The 15,945-nt window shown below is 75.1% G+C and carries 18 protein-coding genes; 8 read left to right on the top strand and 10 right to left on the bottom strand.

What is annotated here, in order from left to right:
* Positions 1–16 precede the first annotated feature (16 nt).
* Positions 17–334 carry a DUF6479 family protein gene (locus tag ACH4SL_RS22395; protein ID WP_398448197.1) on the bottom strand — a complete coding sequence of 106 codons (318 nt, stop codon included), beginning with the start codon at positions 332–334 and terminating at the stop codon, positions 17–19.
* A 59-nt stretch (positions 335–393) separates the two neighbouring features.
* Positions 394–1,584 carry an alcohol dehydrogenase catalytic domain-containing protein gene (locus ACH4SL_RS22390; protein WP_398448195.1) on the bottom strand — a complete coding sequence of 397 codons (1,191 nt, stop codon included), beginning with the start codon at positions 1,582–1,584 and terminating at the stop codon, positions 394–396.
* A gap of 181 nt (positions 1,585–1,765) precedes the next feature.
* Between ACH4SL_RS22390 and ACH4SL_RS22385 the strand changes: the two genes are divergently transcribed.
* From ACH4SL_RS22385 to ACH4SL_RS22375, 3 genes are all read left to right on the top strand, one after another.
* Positions 1,766–2,239 carry an SRPBCC family protein gene (locus ACH4SL_RS22385; RefSeq protein WP_398448193.1) on the top strand — a complete coding sequence of 158 codons (474 nt, stop codon included), beginning with the start codon at positions 1,766–1,768 and terminating at the stop codon, positions 2,237–2,239.
* Complete coding sequence (locus ACH4SL_RS22380; protein ID WP_398448191.1) at positions 2,232–3,833, top strand: phytoene desaturase family protein; 1,602 nt, start codon at positions 2,232–2,234, stop codon at positions 3,831–3,833. Before ACH4SL_RS22385 ends, ACH4SL_RS22380 begins: the two co-directional genes overlap by 8 nt.
* 72 nt (positions 3,834–3,905) lie before the next feature.
* Positions 3,906–4,097, top strand: coding sequence for a hypothetical protein (locus tag ACH4SL_RS22375; protein ID WP_398448189.1), 192 nt, complete (start codon positions 3,906–3,908; stop codon positions 4,095–4,097).
* Between the two features lie 27 nt (positions 4,098–4,124).
* Here the strand turns inward: ACH4SL_RS22375 and ACH4SL_RS22370 are convergent, their stop codons facing one another.
* Complete coding sequence (locus ACH4SL_RS22370) at positions 4,125–4,292, bottom strand: hydrophobic protein (RefSeq protein ID WP_398448187.1); 168 nt, start codon at positions 4,290–4,292, stop codon at positions 4,125–4,127.
* 145 nt (positions 4,293–4,437) lie between these two features.
* Here ACH4SL_RS22370 and ACH4SL_RS22365 point away from each other — a divergent pair, with 145 nt between their 5' ends.
* Both ACH4SL_RS22365 and ACH4SL_RS22360 read left to right on the top strand, forming a co-directional pair.
* Positions 4,438–5,373, top strand: a complete 936-nt coding sequence (locus ACH4SL_RS22365) for a Rieske 2Fe-2S domain-containing protein (protein ID WP_398448185.1) — start codon at positions 4,438–4,440, stop codon at positions 5,371–5,373.
* A 99-nt stretch (positions 5,374–5,472) separates the two neighbouring features.
* A complete protein-coding gene (locus ACH4SL_RS22360) occupies positions 5,473–6,762 on the top strand; it encodes a PP2C family protein-serine/threonine phosphatase (RefSeq protein WP_398448183.1) in 1,290 nt (429 codons plus the stop codon).
* Positions 6,763–6,798: 36 nt separating this feature from the next.
* On the opposite strand, the gene ACH4SL_RS22355 is transcribed toward ACH4SL_RS22360, so the two are convergent.
* Entirely contained in the window at positions 6,799–7,191 is a 393-nt protein-coding gene (locus ACH4SL_RS22355) for a hypothetical protein (protein WP_398448181.1), read from the bottom strand.
* Positions 7,192–7,292: 101 nt separating this feature from the next.
* Here ACH4SL_RS22355 and ACH4SL_RS22350 point away from each other — a divergent pair, with 101 nt between their 5' ends.
* Positions 7,293–7,718: an NUDIX hydrolase gene (locus ACH4SL_RS22350; RefSeq protein WP_398448179.1), complete on the top strand. Its 426-nt coding sequence runs from the start codon at positions 7,293–7,295 to the stop codon at positions 7,716–7,718.
* Between the two features lie 12 nt (positions 7,719–7,730).
* Here ACH4SL_RS22350 and ACH4SL_RS22345 read toward each other — a convergent pair whose 3' ends face one another.
* Positions 7,731–8,264, bottom strand: coding sequence for a 2'-5' RNA ligase family protein (locus tag ACH4SL_RS22345; protein WP_398448177.1), 534 nt, complete (start codon positions 8,262–8,264; stop codon positions 7,731–7,733).
* A gap of 73 nt (positions 8,265–8,337) precedes the next feature.
* Positions 8,338–8,676 (bottom strand): YciI family protein, encoded by a 339-nt coding sequence (locus ACH4SL_RS22340; protein ID WP_398448175.1) that lies wholly within the window; start codon positions 8,674–8,676, stop codon positions 8,338–8,340.
* A 278-nt stretch (positions 8,677–8,954) separates the two neighbouring features.
* On the opposite strand from ACH4SL_RS22340, the gene ACH4SL_RS22335 reads away from it, so the two are divergent.
* Positions 8,955–10,436 carry a glycoside hydrolase family 76 protein gene (locus ACH4SL_RS22335; protein WP_398448173.1) on the top strand — a complete coding sequence of 494 codons (1,482 nt, stop codon included), beginning with the start codon at positions 8,955–8,957 and terminating at the stop codon, positions 10,434–10,436.
* Between the two features lie 51 nt (positions 10,437–10,487).
* Here ACH4SL_RS22335 and ACH4SL_RS22330 read toward each other — a convergent pair whose 3' ends face one another.
* The gene (locus ACH4SL_RS22330) at positions 10,488–11,795 is read right to left on the bottom strand and encodes a lysine N(6)-hydroxylase/L-ornithine N(5)-oxygenase family protein (protein WP_398448758.1); all 1,308 of its coding nucleotides are present in this window, start codon (positions 11,793–11,795) and stop codon (positions 10,488–10,490) included.
* Between the two features lie 100 nt (positions 11,796–11,895).
* Between ACH4SL_RS22330 and ACH4SL_RS22325 the strand changes: the two genes are divergently transcribed.
* Positions 11,896–12,849: a methionyl-tRNA formyltransferase gene (locus tag ACH4SL_RS22325; RefSeq protein WP_398448171.1), complete on the top strand. Its 954-nt coding sequence runs from the start codon at positions 11,896–11,898 to the stop codon at positions 12,847–12,849.
* A gap of 46 nt (positions 12,850–12,895) precedes the next feature.
* On the opposite strand, the gene ACH4SL_RS22320 is transcribed toward ACH4SL_RS22325, so the two are convergent.
* The 3 genes from ACH4SL_RS22320 to ACH4SL_RS22310 are packed head-to-tail and all read right to left on the bottom strand — an operon-like array spanning position 12,896 to position 15,880.
* The gene (locus ACH4SL_RS22320) at positions 12,896–13,798 is read right to left on the bottom strand and encodes an ABC transporter ATP-binding protein (RefSeq protein WP_398448169.1); all 903 of its coding nucleotides are present in this window, start codon (positions 13,796–13,798) and stop codon (positions 12,896–12,898) included.
* A 4-nt stretch (positions 13,799–13,802) separates the two neighbouring features.
* Positions 13,803–14,882, bottom strand: a complete 1,080-nt coding sequence (locus tag ACH4SL_RS22315; RefSeq protein ID WP_398448167.1) for a FecCD family ABC transporter permease — start codon at positions 14,880–14,882, stop codon at positions 13,803–13,805.
* A gap of 2 nt (positions 14,883–14,884) precedes the next feature.
* Positions 14,885–15,880: a FecCD family ABC transporter permease gene (locus tag ACH4SL_RS22310; RefSeq protein ID WP_398448756.1), complete on the bottom strand. Its 996-nt coding sequence runs from the start codon at positions 15,878–15,880 to the stop codon at positions 14,885–14,887.
* Positions 15,881–15,945: the final 65 nt, after the last annotated feature.

Genomic DNA, 15,945 nt, shown 5'->3' with positions numbered 1-15,945 from the left:
TGCGCGCTCCGTGCCGTCAGCCCCGCCCGTCGCGGTCGTGCGACCGGGCCGAGTGGCGGGTCTCGTCCTCCCGGGGCTCGTGCCACGACTCGGCCCCTGCGTCCTCCTCGCGTGCGGCCCTCGCCGAGTGGTGGGTCTCGCGCTCCTGCGGCTCGTGCCAGGAGCCGGCGCGGGGCTGCGGCCCGCGCGCGGGGCCGCGGCGGCGCTGCAGCGCCCGGGCGCCCCACCAGAAGGCGAGCATCAGCACGCCGATGATGATGATGCCGAAGATCACGGCCCACGCGGTGACGCTCGACGACGCCAGCTCGGTGGTCTGCCGCACCGCTGTGATCACGGGATTCCCGCCTCCTCGCAAGTCCGGTCCGCGCGTCGGGACGGCGGATCCGCTTCCGGTCACGGCCGGAAGAGCATCTTGATGGCGCCGTCTTCCTTCTTCTGGAAGGTGGCGTACGCGTCCGGCGCCTCGTCGAGCGGCACGTGGTGCGTGGCGAAGCCGTCCACGCCCAGCGGGTCGTCGTCGGTGAGCAGCGGCAGGATGTCGTCCGTCCAGCGGCGGACGTTGGCCTGCCCCATGCGCAGCTGGACCTGCTTGTCGAACATCGTCAGCAGCGGCAGCGGGTCGGCCGCGCCGCCGTAGACGCCGCTGACCGATATCGTGCCGCCGCGCCGTACGAGGGCGATGGCCAGGTCCAGCGCGGCCAGCCGGTCGACCCCGGCGACCTGCATGAGCTTTTCCGCCCACGCGGACGGCAGCATGCCGGCCGCGGTCTGGGCGAGGCGGGCGGCCTGGCTGCCGTGCGCCTCGGTGCCGACCGCGTCCACGACCGCGTCCGGGCCGCGCCCGTCGGTGAGGTCCCTGACGGCGCCGACCAGCTCCTCCTTCGAGCCGTACGCGCGCAGGTCGAGCACGGTCACACCGTCCGCGCGGGCCCGCTCCAGCCGCTCCGGGACCAGGTCGACACCGATGACCGTGCCGGCCCCCAGGTGCCTGGCGATCCGGCAGGACATCGCGCCGATCGGACCGAGGCCCAGCACCGCGATGCTGCCGTCCTTCGGCACATCGGCGTACGTCACCGCCTGCCACGCCGTCGGCAGGACGTCGGAGAGGTAGACGAAGCGGTCGTCGTCCGGGCCGTGCGGCACCTTGACCGGGCCGAACTGCGCCTGCGGTACGCGCAGGTACTCCGCCTGCGCGCCCGGCACCGCCCCGTACAGCTTGGTGTAGCCGAACAGCCGCGCGCCCATGTCGAACTCGGTGACCTGCGTGGTCTCGCACTGCGTGAACAGGCCGCGCGAGCACATCCAGCAGGTGCCGCAGGCGATCTGGAAGGGGACGACGACGCGGTCGCCCGGCTTGAGGTTGCCGACCGCCGGGCCCGTCTCCTCGACGATGCCCATCGGCTCGTGCCCGAGGATGTCGCCCGGTGTCATGAACGGCGTCAGGACCTCGTACAGGTGCAGGTCGGAACCGCACAGCCCGGACGAGGTGATGCGGATGACGGCGTCGGTGTCCTCCTCGATCCGTGGATCGGGGACGTGCTCCACCCGTACGTCCCGCTTGCCGTGCCACACGGTGGCGCGCATACGTCTCCACCTTCCCTTCCGGCGTGCCGGCTGTCCGGCCGTGCCCGGCCCGTGGCGGGACTCGGGCGGCCACAGGTGCGGGTGCCCCGGATGTCCGCCGCGAAACGGGTCGCCAGGGTGTTTTGCGGCGGTATCGGAGGAAATGCGCCCCTGTGTGACTCCGCGGACCAGGAGGCCCGACATGGCCGTACGCCACCAGCTCGTCAGACGCCCACGCGAGGACGTGTGGAAGGTGCTCGCCGACCGCGACGCCTACGCCGACTGGGTCGCCGGGACGTCCGAGTCGCACGGCGGCAGCGGCGACTGGCCCCAGGAGGGCGCGAGCCTGGACTACGACGTCAAGCTCGGACCCTGGTCGCTGTCGGGCAGCACGGTCGTCCGCGAGCAGCACCGCCCGTCGCGGCTCGCGCTGGAGGTCGACAGCGGCGCGCTCGGCACCGCGCGCGTCGACATCGAGGTCCGCCCGTGGGGCGACGACAGCCTGGTCATCGTGGACGAGCACCCGCTCACGGGCTTCGCCGGCAGCATCCACAACGCGGCCGTGGACGCCGTCCTGCAGTGGCGGCACCGCCGTATGCTCGCGCGGCTCGCCGAGGTCGTGGAGGGCAGGGCGCGCAACGCCCCGGGCGGAGGGGACGGTGGTCCCGGTGCCTGACGCCGTCGTCGTCGGCGCCGGGCCCAACGGCCTGGTCGCCGCGAACGTGCTGGCCGACGCCGGATGGAGCGTCGAGGTCCTGGAGGCGCAGGACGAACCCGGCGGCGCCGTCCGCAGCGACCGGGGCGTGGACCCGGACTTCGTCACCGACGTCTTCAGCGCCTTCTACCCGATGGCCGCCGCCTCGCGCGCCCTGCACGCGCTGGAGCTGGAGAAGGAGGGGCTGCGCTGGAGCCATGCGCCCACCGTCCTCGCCCACCCGCTCCCCGACGGCCGCTGCGCGCTGCTCGACCGCGACCCGGACGTCACGGCGGGCAGCGCCGACTCCTTCGCGGCCGGCGACGGCGAGGCGTGGCACGAGTGGTACGCCCTCTGGCAGCGCCTCGGCGGCAGCCTGCTGGACTCCCTCTTCACCCCCTTCCCGCCGCTGCGGGCCGGAGCCCGGCTGGCGGCGCGGCTGCGGGCGGCCGGCGGGCTGCGCTTCGCGCGGATGATGCTGCTGCCGGCCCGCAGGCTGGGCGAGGAGCAGTTTGCGGGGGAGGGCGGCCGGGTGCTGCTCGCGGGCAACGCCCTGCACGCCGACCTCGCACCGGAGAGCGCGGGCAGCGGCGCCTTCGGCTGGCTGATGTCGATGCTCGGCCAGGCCGTCGGCTTCCCCGTGCCCGTCGGCGGCGCGGGCGCGCTCACCACCGCGCTGGCCGGACGGCTGGAGCGGCGCGGCGGCACCGTGCGCTGCGGCGAGCGCGTCGCCGATGTCGTGGTGCGCTCCGGGCGCGCGGTCGCGGTGCGCACCGCGAGCGGCGAGGAGGTGCCCGCCCGCCGCGCGGTGCTGGCCGCGGTCCCGGCGCCGCTGCTGTACGGGAGCATGCTGCGCCCGGCGGACCTGCCGGACGGGCTGCTGCGCCAGCTGGAGCACTTCCAGTGGGACTTCTCGACCTTCAAGGTCGACTGGGCGCTCGACGGCCCGGTGCCCTGGACGGCGCGGCCCGCCACCCGCGCGGGCACGCTGCACCTCGCCGACGGCGTGGACGACCTGACGCGCTTCGCGGCGCAACTGGCCACCCGCCGCGTACCGGACCGCCCCTTCGCGCTCTTCGGCCAGATGACCACCGCCGACCCCACCCGCTCCCCGGCCGGCACCGAGTCGGCCTGGGCCTACACCCACGTACCGCAGACCGTGGCGGGAGACGCGGGCGCCGACGGCATCACCGGCGCCTGGGACGCCCGCGAGCGCAACGCGATGGCCGACCGGATCGAGCGCCACGTCGAGCGCTACGCGCCGGGCTTCCGCGCCCTCGTCCGCGCCCGGCGGATCCTCGCGCCCCCCACGCTCCAGGCGAGGGACGCGGCCCTCCAGGGCGGCGCGATCAACAGCGGCACCACCGCACTCCACCAGCAACTGCTCTTCCGCCCGGTGCCCGGCCTCGGCCGCCCGGAGACGCCCGTGCGCGGCCTCTTCCTGGCCTCCGCCTCCGCCCACCCCGGCGGCGCGGTGCACGGCGCCCCCGGCGCCAACGCCGCCCGCGCGGCCCTCTCGCTCCCCCCGGTGAACGCCCTGCTCAGCCGCGCCCAGCGCGGCCTCGCGGGCGGCTGACCCGACCCCGCGCGGCCCCCGCGCGACACCGGCGCGCGCAACCGCGCACCACACGACCACGAAGGAGAACCCGTGGACAGCTCCGACGGCACCCGCATGACCCCCGACCTCCCGCCGCGGGTGGGCACCCCCGACCTCGCGGGCCAGGGCGGTCCGCGCCCGGACGGGCGCCGCGAGCGGCACGGCGAAGCCGCCGCCGCGGACCCCGCGGGCGCGCGCCCCCGCCGCGGGCGCGGGAAGGCCCCGCGGCATCCCATCCGGTGACGGGACCGCGGGGCCTTTTCCGGCAGGTCACCATCGGTACCAGCGTCGGCGCCCGCCGCCCTCGGCGGCCCGGAAGACGAAACCGAGCAGCCAGACGACCAGGACCACGGCGGCTACCCACCACAGGACCTTCAGTGCGAAACCGAGGCCGAAGAGAATTACGGCCAGCAGCAGAACGAGAAGCAATGCGGCCATCGCGAACACCTCCGCGGTGCCGTCTGCCCCGCCCCGCGCCGTCGATGCCTGCGACGTCGTACCCGCCGGGCGGCGGCGGTGGACGGGCCGCACGGGCGGCGGTGTGCGACGGTCGGACCGGGCGACCGGAAAGGGCCGTAAGCCGATGACACGTGGAAGAGCGACGACGGCGGCGGGGCTGCTGCGCCGCGCACTGCCGGACCGGGAAGGACCCGGGCGCGTCCTGGCGCTGATGGGCCGCGTCGAGCGGGCCGAGGCGCTGGACGGCCCCGCCGAGCTGCTGCGGCGCGCGGTGCGGGCCGTCCCGCTCGGCGGCGGCCGGGACGCCCTGCACGGCCGCTGGCTGGGGCACCCGCTGCATCCCGTCATGGTCGAGGTGCCGGTGGGCGCGTGGACGTCCGCGGCGCTGCTGGACTGGACGCCCGGCGGCCGCCGGGCCGCAGGGCTCCTCGTGGCCGCGGGGCTGTGCGGCGCGGCGCCCGCCGCCGTCGCCGGGCTCGTCGACTGGGCGGAACTGGAACCCGAGCAGGCCCGAGTCGGGCTGCTGCACGCCACGCTCAACTGCGCGGCCGTGGGCTGGTACGCGGCCTCGCTCGTCGCGCGGCTGTCCGGCCACCGGCTGCGCGGGCGGGCCTACGCGCTCGCCGGACTGTGCTCGGTGGGCCTCGCCGCGGCCGCGGGCGGCCATCTGGCCTACCGCCAGGCGTCCGGCGCCAACCACGCCGAGGCCGTGGCACACCGGGTGCCGCCCGGCTGGCATTCCGTCGGCCCGGTCGGCGACCTGCCGCACGGGCGCCCCGTCCGCCGTACACTGGGCGACGTGGCGCTCGCCGTGGTGCGCGACGCCGACGGCTCCTGCGCCGCGCTCGCCGACCTGTGCAGCCACGACGGTGGCCCGCTGTCGGAGGGGCGCGTCGAGGACGGCTGCCTGCGCTGCCCCTGGCACGGAAGCGCCTTCCGGCTGGCCGACGGCTGGAACGCCGCCGGCCCGGCCACCGCCCCGCAGCCCGCCTTCGACACCCGGGTCCGGGACGGCGAGCTGCACGTGCGGCTGCGCACCCCGCCGCCCGCCGCGCACTGACCGCACGACCGGGGCCGCAGCGCGCCCCGCACGGAGCGGCGGCGCATCGACCGGCCTGCCCGGGGCAGGCATAGGACGGCACGGGAGCAGGTGCTGGACATGGACGACGACACAGGACAGGCCCTCCAGGACGCGCTGGACCGGCTGGCGCTGCTGTCCGCGGCCACCACGGCACTCGCCAGCACGCTGGACGCGGACGCCGGGATGCGCCGGCTGGCCCGCACGCTGGTGCCGCAGCTGGGCGACTGGTGCGCCGTGCACGCGGTCGCCGACGGCAGCGTCCGCGAGGTCGCGGTGGTCCACCGCGACCCGGACCGGCTCGCCGACGCCGGCGTGGGCGACGCCTCCTACGCGCTGCCCGTCGCCACGCCCGCCGGGCGCGGCCCGCTCGCCCGCGCGCTGCGGGGCGAGGGACCGCTGCTGGTGCCGCACGCGGAATTCCCGTCCCCCCAGGGGCCCGGCGGCGCGCACGAGCGCGAACCGGCCCCGTACGACCGCTTCGACACAGGGACGCTGCTGGTCGCGCCGCTGCTGGTGCGCAGGGAGGTGCTGGGGGCGCTCATGCTCGGGCGGGGGCCCGAGCGGGAGCCGTTCGGGGCCGAGCACCTGCCGCTGGTGCAGGACCTCGCCCACCGCATCGGGCTGAGCCTGGACAACTACCGGCTGCACCGCGAGACCCAGCGCATCGCCGAACGGCTCCAGCGCTCGCTGCTGCCGCCGCTGCCCGCCATCGCCCCGCTGGGGATCGCGGCGGGATACCAGCCCTCGCAGACGACCGCCGAGGTCGGCGGCGACTGGTACGACTGCTTCGTTCTGCCGCAGGGCGACATCGCGCTGATCATCGGCGACGTCACCGGACACGACCTCCAGGCCACCGTCATGATGAGCCAGCTGCGCAACATGCTGCGCGGCGTGGCCTGCGACCGGCAGGAGCCGGCCGGCAAGATCCTCTCCCGGCTCGACCACGCGAGCCACACCCTGCACCCGGGCACCACCGCCACCTGCGTGTACGCCCTGCTCAAGGAAGAACCCGGCGGGCAGTGGGCGGTCGAGTGGTCGCGGGCCGGGCACCCGCCGCCGCTGCTGGTGACCGCCGACGGCGACAGCCGCTACCTCGACGCGCCCGGCGGCCTGCCGCTCGGCGTCAGCGTCGAGATCGACCGCGTCGAGAACCGGGCCCCGCTGCCCGCCGGATCCACCCTGCTGCTCTACACCGACGGCCTCGTCGAGCGCCGCGGCGAGGTGCTCGACCGCGGTATGACCCGGCTGCGCCGCGAGGCGTCCTCCCACGCCGCCGAGCCGGTGGGGGCGCTCGTCGAGCGGCTGCTGCACGGCACCGGCGCCGGCGCGGACGACGACATCGCCCTGCTCGCCGTGCGGTTGCCCTGAGCGCGGCCCCTTCCGGGGCGGGGTCCCGGGCCGGAGCTACCGCGCGGGCACCCCGTCGCCCCGCCGGTCCTCGACGTGGACGACGTGCAGGGCGGTGCCGTCGTCGTGCCGCCTGGAGCGTCCGGACAGGCCGACGGCGAGGGTGCGGTGGTCGTCCGGCTCCTCCGGAGCCACGTACGTCAGGACGTCCTGGTGATGGCCCGTCACCGCCCGGCCGGGGGCGTCGACGAGGTCGACGACGTCGAAATCCCCCGCGGGCGTGCCCGCGCGCACGGGGCCGAACTCCCGCAGGATTTCCGTCGCCTGCCCGGCGGGATCCGCCTCGGGGCGGTCGGCACCACGCAGGTGCCGGTGCTCGAAGACCACCCGGGCCGTGTGCGGATCGTCCGGCAGGCGGCGCCGGACGCCGGCGAGTATGCCGGAGTTCACACCGGTCGTCCTGCCGGAGCCGCCCGCGGCCGGTTACGCTCGTGCGCCATGACCGGCCGACCGAACGACACCGCCGCGAGCCGCCTCCCGGGGACCACGGGATGAGCGTGCGGACCCGGGTCTCCGCCTACGCCGTCGCGCCGCGCGACGGCCGCCTGCTGCTGTCCCGCCTCGCCGACACCTCACCCGTCTTCGCCCCGGGCCTGTGGCACCTCCCCGGCGGCGGCATCGACCCCGGCGAGCAGCCGGTCGAGGCCCTCACCCGCGAACTCCACGAGGAGACCGGCCTCGCCCTCACCACCGCCCGCCTCCTCGACGCCCGCACCTACGCGGCGAGCAGGCTCGGCGTGGACTGGCACCTGACCGCGCTCTTCTATGCCGTGGAGGTCGGCGGAGCACCCCCGGCCGTGACCGAGACCGACGGCACCACCGACGCGGCGGCCTGGATCCCGCTGGCCGAGCTGCGCGAACCGTCCCTCTCCCCGCCCGCCGCCGACGCCGTACGCCTGCTGGAACCGCGGGGCTGACGGCCCGCCGGCTCACCGCCCGAGCGGGAACGACGCGCGCGGCTGCCAGCGCGCGCCGTCGAAGGCCATCAGGTCCACCGCGCGCACACGCGAGGTGATCGGGAGCCCGGCGGCGAGGCCGGCCTCGACGTCCGCGAGGACGGCCTCGTCCTGGCCGTCGGCGACCGTCAGATGCGGGACGACCCCGGCGAACCGCCCGCCGTACGGGGGCGCCTCCGGCCAGCGCGCGGCGACCGCGGCGGTCAGGGCGGCCAGCGGGCCGGCCGGCTCGGGGACGAGGTACAGCACACCGGGGAAGCGCCCGCACCGAGCGAACGCCACGTCGAAGGCGGGGCGGGCGGCGAGGAGCGCCGCGAGGTCGTCCCGCGTCCCGCGGTCGAGGCGGCTCTCGTCGAGAAAGGGCACGAGCACCGTGACATGCGCCGGCACTCCCGCGCGGGCCGACGGGTCGAGCCGCCCGCGCCACGCGCCCACCACCGGCTCCGCCTCCGGGACCCGCACGACCAGCGCCGTCTGCCCCGCCCGGAAAGCACCCTCGTCCGCCATGCCGCCGCATCCTGCCATGCCGCGCCGCGGCCGAAGTCCCCGCGTGCGAGCCCCACGCGGCGCGGCCTTCCGGTCAGACGTCCGGATCGGTCATGATCTCCCGGACCTCCTGCGCGCAGCGGCACGCCGCGGCGAAGTCGGCCGCCCAGCGCAGCGCCTCCTCGCGTGAGGGCACATCGACGATCGAGAAGCCGCCGAGGACGGCCTTCGTCTCCGGGTAGGGGCCGTCCGTGACCGTACCGTCGGTGGCCACCACGCTCGCCCGCTGGCTCTCCAGCCCGCCGCCGAAGACCCATACGCCCGCCGCCTGGGCCTCCCGCACCACCGCGTGGGCGGCCTCGGCCACCTCAGGCAGATCCTCCGCCGGGATGACCATCGTGCCGTCGTCGAACGAGATCAGATACCGCGTCATCCCTGGGCTCCCTCGGCCTCCGGCCCTCCGGTGCCGCTCACCTTACGGCGAACACCCCCGCGCGACGGGCATTCCGCGCCCCGCGCCACGGGAAACCGGCGGACGGGCGGGCCGCTGGTCCGTACCTTCCGGGCCCGGTGCATTGACAGCACCCGGCGTTCGCAGTTCGCTTTCGGCGGCATCTGTTGCTTTCAGGACCTCCCTCCCCGTTGACAACGTTGTCCGACCCCGGAGCCCCGCGGCGGACGAACAGTGTCGACCAGACCTGAAAGGTCATCATGCGTCTGCACCTCCTGCGGTCCCCGCTGACCGCCCTCACGGCGGCGCTCGCGGCGCTGCTGCTCGGCGCCTCCGGCGTCCACGCGGCGAGCCCGGCCGCCGCGGCCGCCCCCACCGGCACCGCGGCCGCGGCGGCGGCGATCTGCAACGCCTACTGCGACACCCGCGACCCGGCGCTGAGCACCCAGGACCGGCAGCCCGTCACCGCGGGCATCTTCTCCCGCACCCTGACCCTGCACTTCGACGACGCCGACGCGATGGGCTGGGCGTCCATCGACAACGGCGACCCCGGCGACGAGGTGTGGCTCGACCGCTCCTTCGACGGCGGCCGCACCTGGAGCTCGGGCAGCAAGCTCGGCGACACGACCACCCCGGCCGGGCAGCGCGGCTGGCGCACCCTCATGTACAACGTCGACGACTGGAACACCGAGGGCGTCGGCGCGCTGCGCGCCTGCGGCAAGGCGGGCGACCGCCCCGACATCGCCTGCACCCCGTGGGCGCGCACCACCTGGAACGCCTGGGACCGGCGGACGGCCGCGGCGACCGCGCTGATGGCGTCCTTCGACCGCGGCACCAAGCTCTTCGGCGGCAACGGCTGGTGGACCGGCGCCAACGCGCTGACCGCGGTCATCGACAACGCCCGGGTGTCCGGCATGCCCAGCTACCGCTACGCGATCGCCGAGACCTACGACGCCAACCTCGGCGCCCAGCAGGGCAACTTCACCAACGACTACCTGGACGACACCGGCTGGTGGGGACTGGCCTGGGTCGACGCGTACGACCTGACGGGCGACAGCCGCTACCTGGCGACCGCCCGCGCCGACGCCGACCACATGACCGCCTACTGGGACGGCACCTGCGGCGGCGGCGTGTGGTGGAGCCAGGCCCGGTCGTACAAGAACGCCGTCACCAACGAGCTGTACCTCCAGCTCACCGCGGCCCTGCACAACCGCATCGCGGGCGACACCGCCTACCTCGGCCGGGCGCGGGCCGAATGGGCGTGGTTCCAGGGCAGCGGGATGGTCAACGGCGACCACATGGTCAACGACGGCCTCACCGGCGCCTGCGCCAACAACGGCCAGACCGCGTGGACGTACAACCAGGGCGTGATCCTCGGCGCGCTCACCGAACTCTCCCGCGCCACCGGTGACTCCGGGCTGCTGACCACGGCCCGCACCCTCGCCGACGCCTCCACCGTACGGCTCGCGCAGAACGGGGTGCTGCGCGAGCCCGGCGAGGGCGACTCCTGCACCGGCGACGGCCCCAGCTTCAAGGGCGCCTACGTACGGGGCCTGGGCAAGCTGAACACGGCGCTGTCCGGCCGCCCTTACAGCGGCGTGCTGAACACCTGGGCCGACTCCGCCTACGCCCACGACCGCAACGCCCTCGACCAGTACGGCCCGCACTGGGCGGGCGGCGCGGGCAGCAGCGACTACGGCTGCCAGCAGAGCGTCCTGGACCTGCTGAACGCGGCCGGCTGACACCCCGCGGGGCCCGGCGCGCCCCGACCCCGCGGGGCGCGCCGGAGCGGCTCAGCCGGCCCCGTGCCCGGCCAGCACCGAGCGGTGGATCTCCTCGGCCCGCACCGCCACGGTCGACAGCAGCGTGCTGGTCAGCCCGTGGCTGTGCTCGGTGGCGCCCTGGAGGTAGATGCCGGCGCTGACCTCCGGCACCGTCTCGACCCGGTGGTCCCTGCCGACCCGGACGGCGTCCCCGTCGGTGCGCAGGCAGAGCTTGGCGGCCTCGCCGAGCAGCGCCGTCAGGTCGCGCGGGCGGTAGCCGGTGGCGAGCACCAGCACGTCGGCCTCCAGCACCTGCCGCTCACCGGTCGGCAGGTACTCCACCGTGACGTCGAGGCCGCCGGCGCCCGGCTCGACATCGCGGATGCGGGAGATGTTGAGGAAGCGCAGCCGTTCGCGGCCGGCCACCTTCTGCCGGTAGGCGGTGGCGTACAGCGACTCGATCAGCTCCATGTCCACCACCGAGTAGTTGGTGGAGCGGTGGTAGTCCAGCAGCGACTGCTTGACCTCGGACGGCGCCGAGAAGTAGACGTCGACCGCTTCGGGGTCGAAGATCCGGTTGGCGAACGGGCTGTCGTCGGCCGGGGTGTAGCCGTACTTGGTGAAGACCGAGCACACCTCGGCGTCGGGGAAGGTGCGGTGCAGGTAGTCCACCGCCTCGGCGGCGCTCTGGCCCGCGCCGAGCACCACGATGCGCCGGACGGGCTCGCCCGCGGCGGCCAGTTCGGCGGCCCGCGGTATCAGCCGGCTGTTGTGCCAGACGCGGTCGCCCAGCTCCAGGCCCGGCGGCACGTGCGGTTCCAGGCCCGCGGCGACGCTGATGTTGCGCGCCCGGCGGGTGACGGACGGTCCGGTCCCGGCGGCGTCGCGGCTGGTGACGTCGAAGCAGGCCACGTGCCCGTCGCCGTCCCGTACCGGGACCACCCCGGTCACCTCGCTGCCGTACGCGACCAGGTGCGCGACCCGGGCGGCGGCCCACTCGAAGTACTCGTGGAATTCCACCCGCAGCGGGAAGAGCGTCTTCTGGTTCAGGAAGTCGATCAGCCGGCCCCGCTCGTGCAGGAAGCACAGGAAGCTGTAGTCGCTGGTCGGGTTGCGCAGGGTGACGAGGTCCTTGAGAAAGGACACCTGCATCGTTGCGTCGTCGATGAGCATGCCGCGGTGCCAGCCGAAGCGCGGCTGGCGCTCCAGGAAGAGCGCCTCGAGCCGGGGGTCTGCTGCTGTGAGCCCCGCGTTGTGCTCCTCGACCGCGATGGACAGAGCGAGATTTGACGGGCCGAAACCCACGCCGATGATGTCGTGGACGACGTCGGAACCCATGTGCGGTGACTTCACTTCGGTATCGCCTCCCTCAGGCAGGCCCATGCTAGATAAGGTAAGCCTTACCTAGCAATGGAGCCTTCGGAGGGGAAGAACTGTCATGCGGGTCGTCATGCTCGGTTACCAGACCTGGGGTCACCGCACGCTTCAGGCGCTGCTGGACTCCGAGCACGAGGTGGTCCTGGTCATCACCCATCCGAAGAGCGAGCACGCCTACGAGAAGATCTGGGACGACAACGTGGCGGAACTCGCCGCCAAGCACGGTGTCCCGGTCCTGCTGCGCAACCGTCCCGACGACGCCGAACTGCTCGCGGCCGTACGGGACTCCCGGCCGGACATCGTCGTCGCGAACAACTGGCGGACCTGGCTGCCGCCGGAGCTGTTCGACCTGCCGCCGCACGGCACCCTCAACATCCACGACTCGCTGCTGCCGGCCTACGCCGGCTTCTCGCCCCTCATCTGGGCGCTGATCAACGGCGAGGACCGCGTCGGGGTGACCGCGCACCGGATGACCGAGCGGCTCGACGCGGGCGACATCCTGGTGCAGCGCTCGGTGCCGGTCGGGCCCGCCGATACGGCGACCGACCTCTTCCACCGGACCGTGGACCTGATCGCCCCGATCGTGCGGGAGTCCCTCGGCCTGATCGCCTCCGGGCAGGCGGCCGGGCAGTGGATGCCGCAGGACCCCGCCCGCGCCAGCTTCTTCCACAAGCGCGCCGCCGAGGACAGCCGCATCGACTGGACGTGGCCCGCCGAGCGCCTGGAGCGGCTGGTGCGCGCCCAGTCCGACCCGTACCCCAACGCGTACGCCTTCCACCGCGGGGAGCGGCTGAGGATCGTCTCCGCGGCCGTCTCCGAGGGCCGCTACGGCGGCACCCCGGGCCGGATCTTCATCCGGGAGGGCGACGGCGTGGTGGTCGTCGCGGGCGCCGACGCGTACAGCGGACGCGAGCGGGGGCTGCTGGTGCGCAGGGTGCGCACCGACGACGGCACGGAGCACGCGGCGGCCGACTACTTCCGCACCATGGGCGGCTATCTGACGTCCCGCCCGTAGCGGCCCCGGCGGGGGGCCCGGCCGATGGCCGGGCCCGTACCGCCCGTCAGCCCGCCTCGGCGGCCGGCACGGGGGCCTTCGTGTCGTCGTGGTGGCGGCCCATCGGGATGACCAGCGGGGTGCCGCTGACCGGGTCGGGGACGACGCGGCAGCGCAGCCCGAAGACGTCCTCGACGGTGGCCTCGGTGACCACCTCGGCCGGCGCGCCCTCCGCGACGATCCGGCCGGCCTTCATGGCGATCACGTGGTCGGCGTAGCGGCAGGCCTGGTTGAGGTCGTGCAGCACCATCACGACGGTGCGGCCCTCGCGCCGGTTGAGGTCGGTGATCAGGTCCAGCACGTCGATCTGGTGGGCCAGGTCGAGATACGTCGTCGGCTCGTCCAGCAGCAGTACCGGGGTGCCCTGGGCGACGGCCATGGCCATCCAGGCGCGCTGCCGCTGGCCGCCCGACAGCTCGTCCACCGGCCGGTCCACCAGGTCCGCCAGGTCGGTCGCCGCGAGCGCCGCGTTCACCGCCTCCTCGTCCGCCGCGGACCACTGCCGCCACCAGGTCTGGTGCGGCGCGCGGCCCCGGCCCACCAGGTCGCCCACGGTCAGCCCCTCGGGGGCCACGGGTGTCTGCGGCAGGATGCCGAGCTTGCGGGCCAGCTCGCGGGTGGGCAGGGAGCGCAGCGCGGCGCCGTCCAGCTCGACCGCGCCCGCGCGCGGGGCGAGCAGCCGGGCCAGGGCCCGCAGCAGCGTCGACTTGCCGCACGCGTTGGCGCCGACGACCGCGGTGATCCGCCCGGAGGGCACGTCGAGGTCGAGGTCCTCCACCACCGGGCGGCCGTCGTAGGCCAGATGCAGCTTCCTGGCCTGCAATCGCGGGCCGGGCGGCGGGTCGGCGACGGTCGGGGGAGCGGCGGCACCGGCGGACGGGCGCGGTACGCGGGAGTCGGTGGTCGACATCGGATCAGCCTCCAGAGCCCGCGCGGTTGGCGCGGATGAGCAGCCACAGCAGGACCGGCGCGCCCAGGGCGCCGGTGACGATCCCGACTGGCAGTTCCGTCCCGCGGATCGCCTCGCGTGCGAGGAGGTCGGAGCCGAGGACGGCGAACGCGCCGGTGAGACCGGAGACGAGCGGGGGCGGCGCCGAGGTGCCGGCCAGCCGCTGGGCGATCTGCGGGCAGGCCAGCGCCACGAAGGCCACCGGTCCCGCCGCCGCCGTGCCGAAGGCGACCAGCCCCACCGCGGCCAGCAGCAGGGCGAGCCGGACGCGCTGCACGGGTGTGCCGAGCCCGGCGGCGACGTCGTCGCCGAGCTGGAGCGTGCGCATCCAGCGGCCCATGCCCAAGGTGACGGGCAGCAGCACGGCGAGCGCGACGGCCAGCGAGTCCACCTGGCCCCAGGTGCGGCCGTTGAGGTTGCCGACCAGCCAGCCGGTCGCCTCCTGCGCCTCGAAGCGGTTGCCGCGCGCCACCAGGAAGTCGGTGGCGCTGGTGCAGATCCACGACACGCCGATGCCGACCAGGATGATGCGGTAGCCGGTGGCCCCGCCGCGCCACGCCAGCGCGTACACCAGCAGCGCGGTCGCGAGCGCGCCGAGCAGGCCCAGCGTCGACAGGCCGAGGCCCCCGGTCCAGCCCAGGACCAGCGCCGCCACCACGGCGGTGCCGGCGCCCTCGGTGAGGCCGATCATGTCGGGGCTGGCCAGCGGGTTGCGGGTCATCGTCTGGAAGACCGCGCCGGAGACCCCGAACGCCACGCCGACCAGCAGCCCGACCAGGGCGCGCGGCAGCCGCAGGTCGCGGACGACGGTCAGGGTGCCGGGGTCGCCGGCGCCGAACAGCGCCTTGACGACGTCCGGCAGGGACACCGGGTAGTCGCCGACGGCCAGGCCCCAGCAGAAGAGCAGGAACGCCGCGGCGGCCATGACCGCGCCGGTCAGCACCAGGCGGGGGCGCAGCACGCCGGACACCGGCGGCACCGCCAGCCGGAAGGGCCGGTCGCGCAGGACCGCGCGGCGGGCGGCGGGGGAGGGGTGCAGGGCCACGGTCAGACCTCCGCGAGCTTGCGGCGGCGGACCAGGACGATGAAGAACGGGCCGCCGAGGAAGGCGACCAGGACGCCCGCCTGGATCTCGGTCGGGCGGTCCACCATCCGGCCCAGGATGTCGGCGGACAGCAGCAGGACGGGCGCCAGAGCGGCCGACAGCGGCAGCAGCCAGCGGTGGTCGGGGCCGATCCCGGCGGCCTGGGCGAGGACCCGGGCGATGTGCGGGACCACCAGGCCCAGGAAGACCACCGGCCCGATGACCGCGACCGACGCGCCGGTCAGCAGCATGACCGCGGTGACGCCCTGCAGCCGTATCAGGCCCAGCCGCCGCCCCAGCGAGGTGGCCACGTCGTCGCCGAGGGCCAGGGAGTTGAGCATGGGCGCGCAGGACAGCGCGAGGACGGCGCCGACGGCGAGGAAGGGCGCGATCCGCAGCAGGTCGCCGGAGTCCACGTCGGCCAGCGTGCCGGCCGACCAGAAGCGGTAGCGGTCCAGCGCGTCCTGGTCGGTGAGCACCACGGCGCTGGTGAACGACGACAGCAGCGAGGTGACGCCCACGCCGGCCAGCGCCAGCTTGACCGGGGTCGCCCCGGACCGCCCCGTCCGGCCGAGCAGGAAGACCACGACGCTCGCGACCAGTGCGCCGCCGAAGGCGAACCACACGTAGCCGTACAGCGAGGCGACCCCGAACACCGCGACCGCCAGGACGATCGCGAAGGACGCGCCGGCGCTGACCCCGAGGATGCCGGGGTCGGCGAGGGGGTTGCGGGTCAGTGCCTGCATCAGCGCGCCGGACAGGCCGAGCGCGGCCCCCGTGCACAGGCCGGTCAGCGTGCGGGGCACCCGCACCGACCAGATGACGTTGTCCACGAGCCGGCCGGGCGGATGGCCGAACAGGGTGCCCGCGACCTGGTCCAGCGGGATGCTGAGCGCGCCGAGCGCCACGGACAGGAGGGACAGCAGGAGGAGCAGGGCGACGATCACCGTCACCAGCACGGTGGTGCGGAGCCTTCTGCCGGGGGCTGCTTGAGCCACGAGAGTCACTTGCCGTTCTCCATGCG

The organism is Streptomyces sp. NPDC021020 (assembly GCF_044333285.1).
In the GTDB taxonomy this organism is placed as follows: domain Bacteria; phylum Actinomycetota; class Actinomycetes; order Streptomycetales; family Streptomycetaceae; genus Actinacidiphila.
Note: the sequence above shows the minus strand (reverse complement) of the source record. Positions and strands in the feature narration are given on the sequence as shown.

Excerpts from the sequence above, each read along its gene's own strand:
- ACH4SL_RS22390 (WP_398448195.1), bottom strand. The coding sequence starts at position 1,584 with ATGCGCGCCACCGTGTGGCACGGCAAGCGGGACGTACGGGTGGAGCAC.
- ACH4SL_RS22385 (WP_398448193.1), top strand. The coding sequence starts at position 1,766 with ATGGCCGTACGCCACCAGCTCGTCAGACGCCCACGCGAGGACGTGTGG.
- ACH4SL_RS22370 (WP_398448187.1), bottom strand. The coding sequence starts at position 4,292 with ATGGCCGCATTGCTTCTCGTTCTGCTGCTGGCCGTAATTCTCTTCGGC.
- ACH4SL_RS22365 (WP_398448185.1), top strand. The coding sequence starts at position 4,438 with ATGACACGTGGAAGAGCGACGACGGCGGCGGGGCTGCTGCGCCGCGCA.
- ACH4SL_RS22360 (WP_398448183.1), top strand. The coding sequence starts at position 5,473 with ATGGACGACGACACAGGACAGGCCCTCCAGGACGCGCTGGACCGGCTG.
- ACH4SL_RS22350 (WP_398448179.1), top strand. The coding sequence starts at position 7,293 with ATGAGCGTGCGGACCCGGGTCTCCGCCTACGCCGTCGCGCCGCGCGAC.
- ACH4SL_RS22345 (WP_398448177.1), bottom strand. The coding sequence starts at position 8,264 with ATGGCGGACGAGGGTGCTTTCCGGGCGGGGCAGACGGCGCTGGTCGTG.
- ACH4SL_RS22340 (WP_398448175.1), bottom strand. The coding sequence starts at position 8,676 with ATGACGCGGTATCTGATCTCGTTCGACGACGGCACGATGGTCATCCCG.
- ACH4SL_RS22335 (WP_398448173.1), top strand. The coding sequence starts at position 8,955 with ATGCGTCTGCACCTCCTGCGGTCCCCGCTGACCGCCCTCACGGCGGCG.
- ACH4SL_RS22330 (WP_398448758.1), bottom strand. The coding sequence starts at position 11,795 with ATGGGTTCCGACGTCGTCCACGACATCATCGGCGTGGGTTTCGGCCCG.
- ACH4SL_RS22325 (WP_398448171.1), top strand. The coding sequence starts at position 11,896 with ATGCGGGTCGTCATGCTCGGTTACCAGACCTGGGGTCACCGCACGCTT.
- ACH4SL_RS22320 (WP_398448169.1), bottom strand. The coding sequence starts at position 13,798 with ATGTCGACCACCGACTCCCGCGTACCGCGCCCGTCCGCCGGTGCCGCC.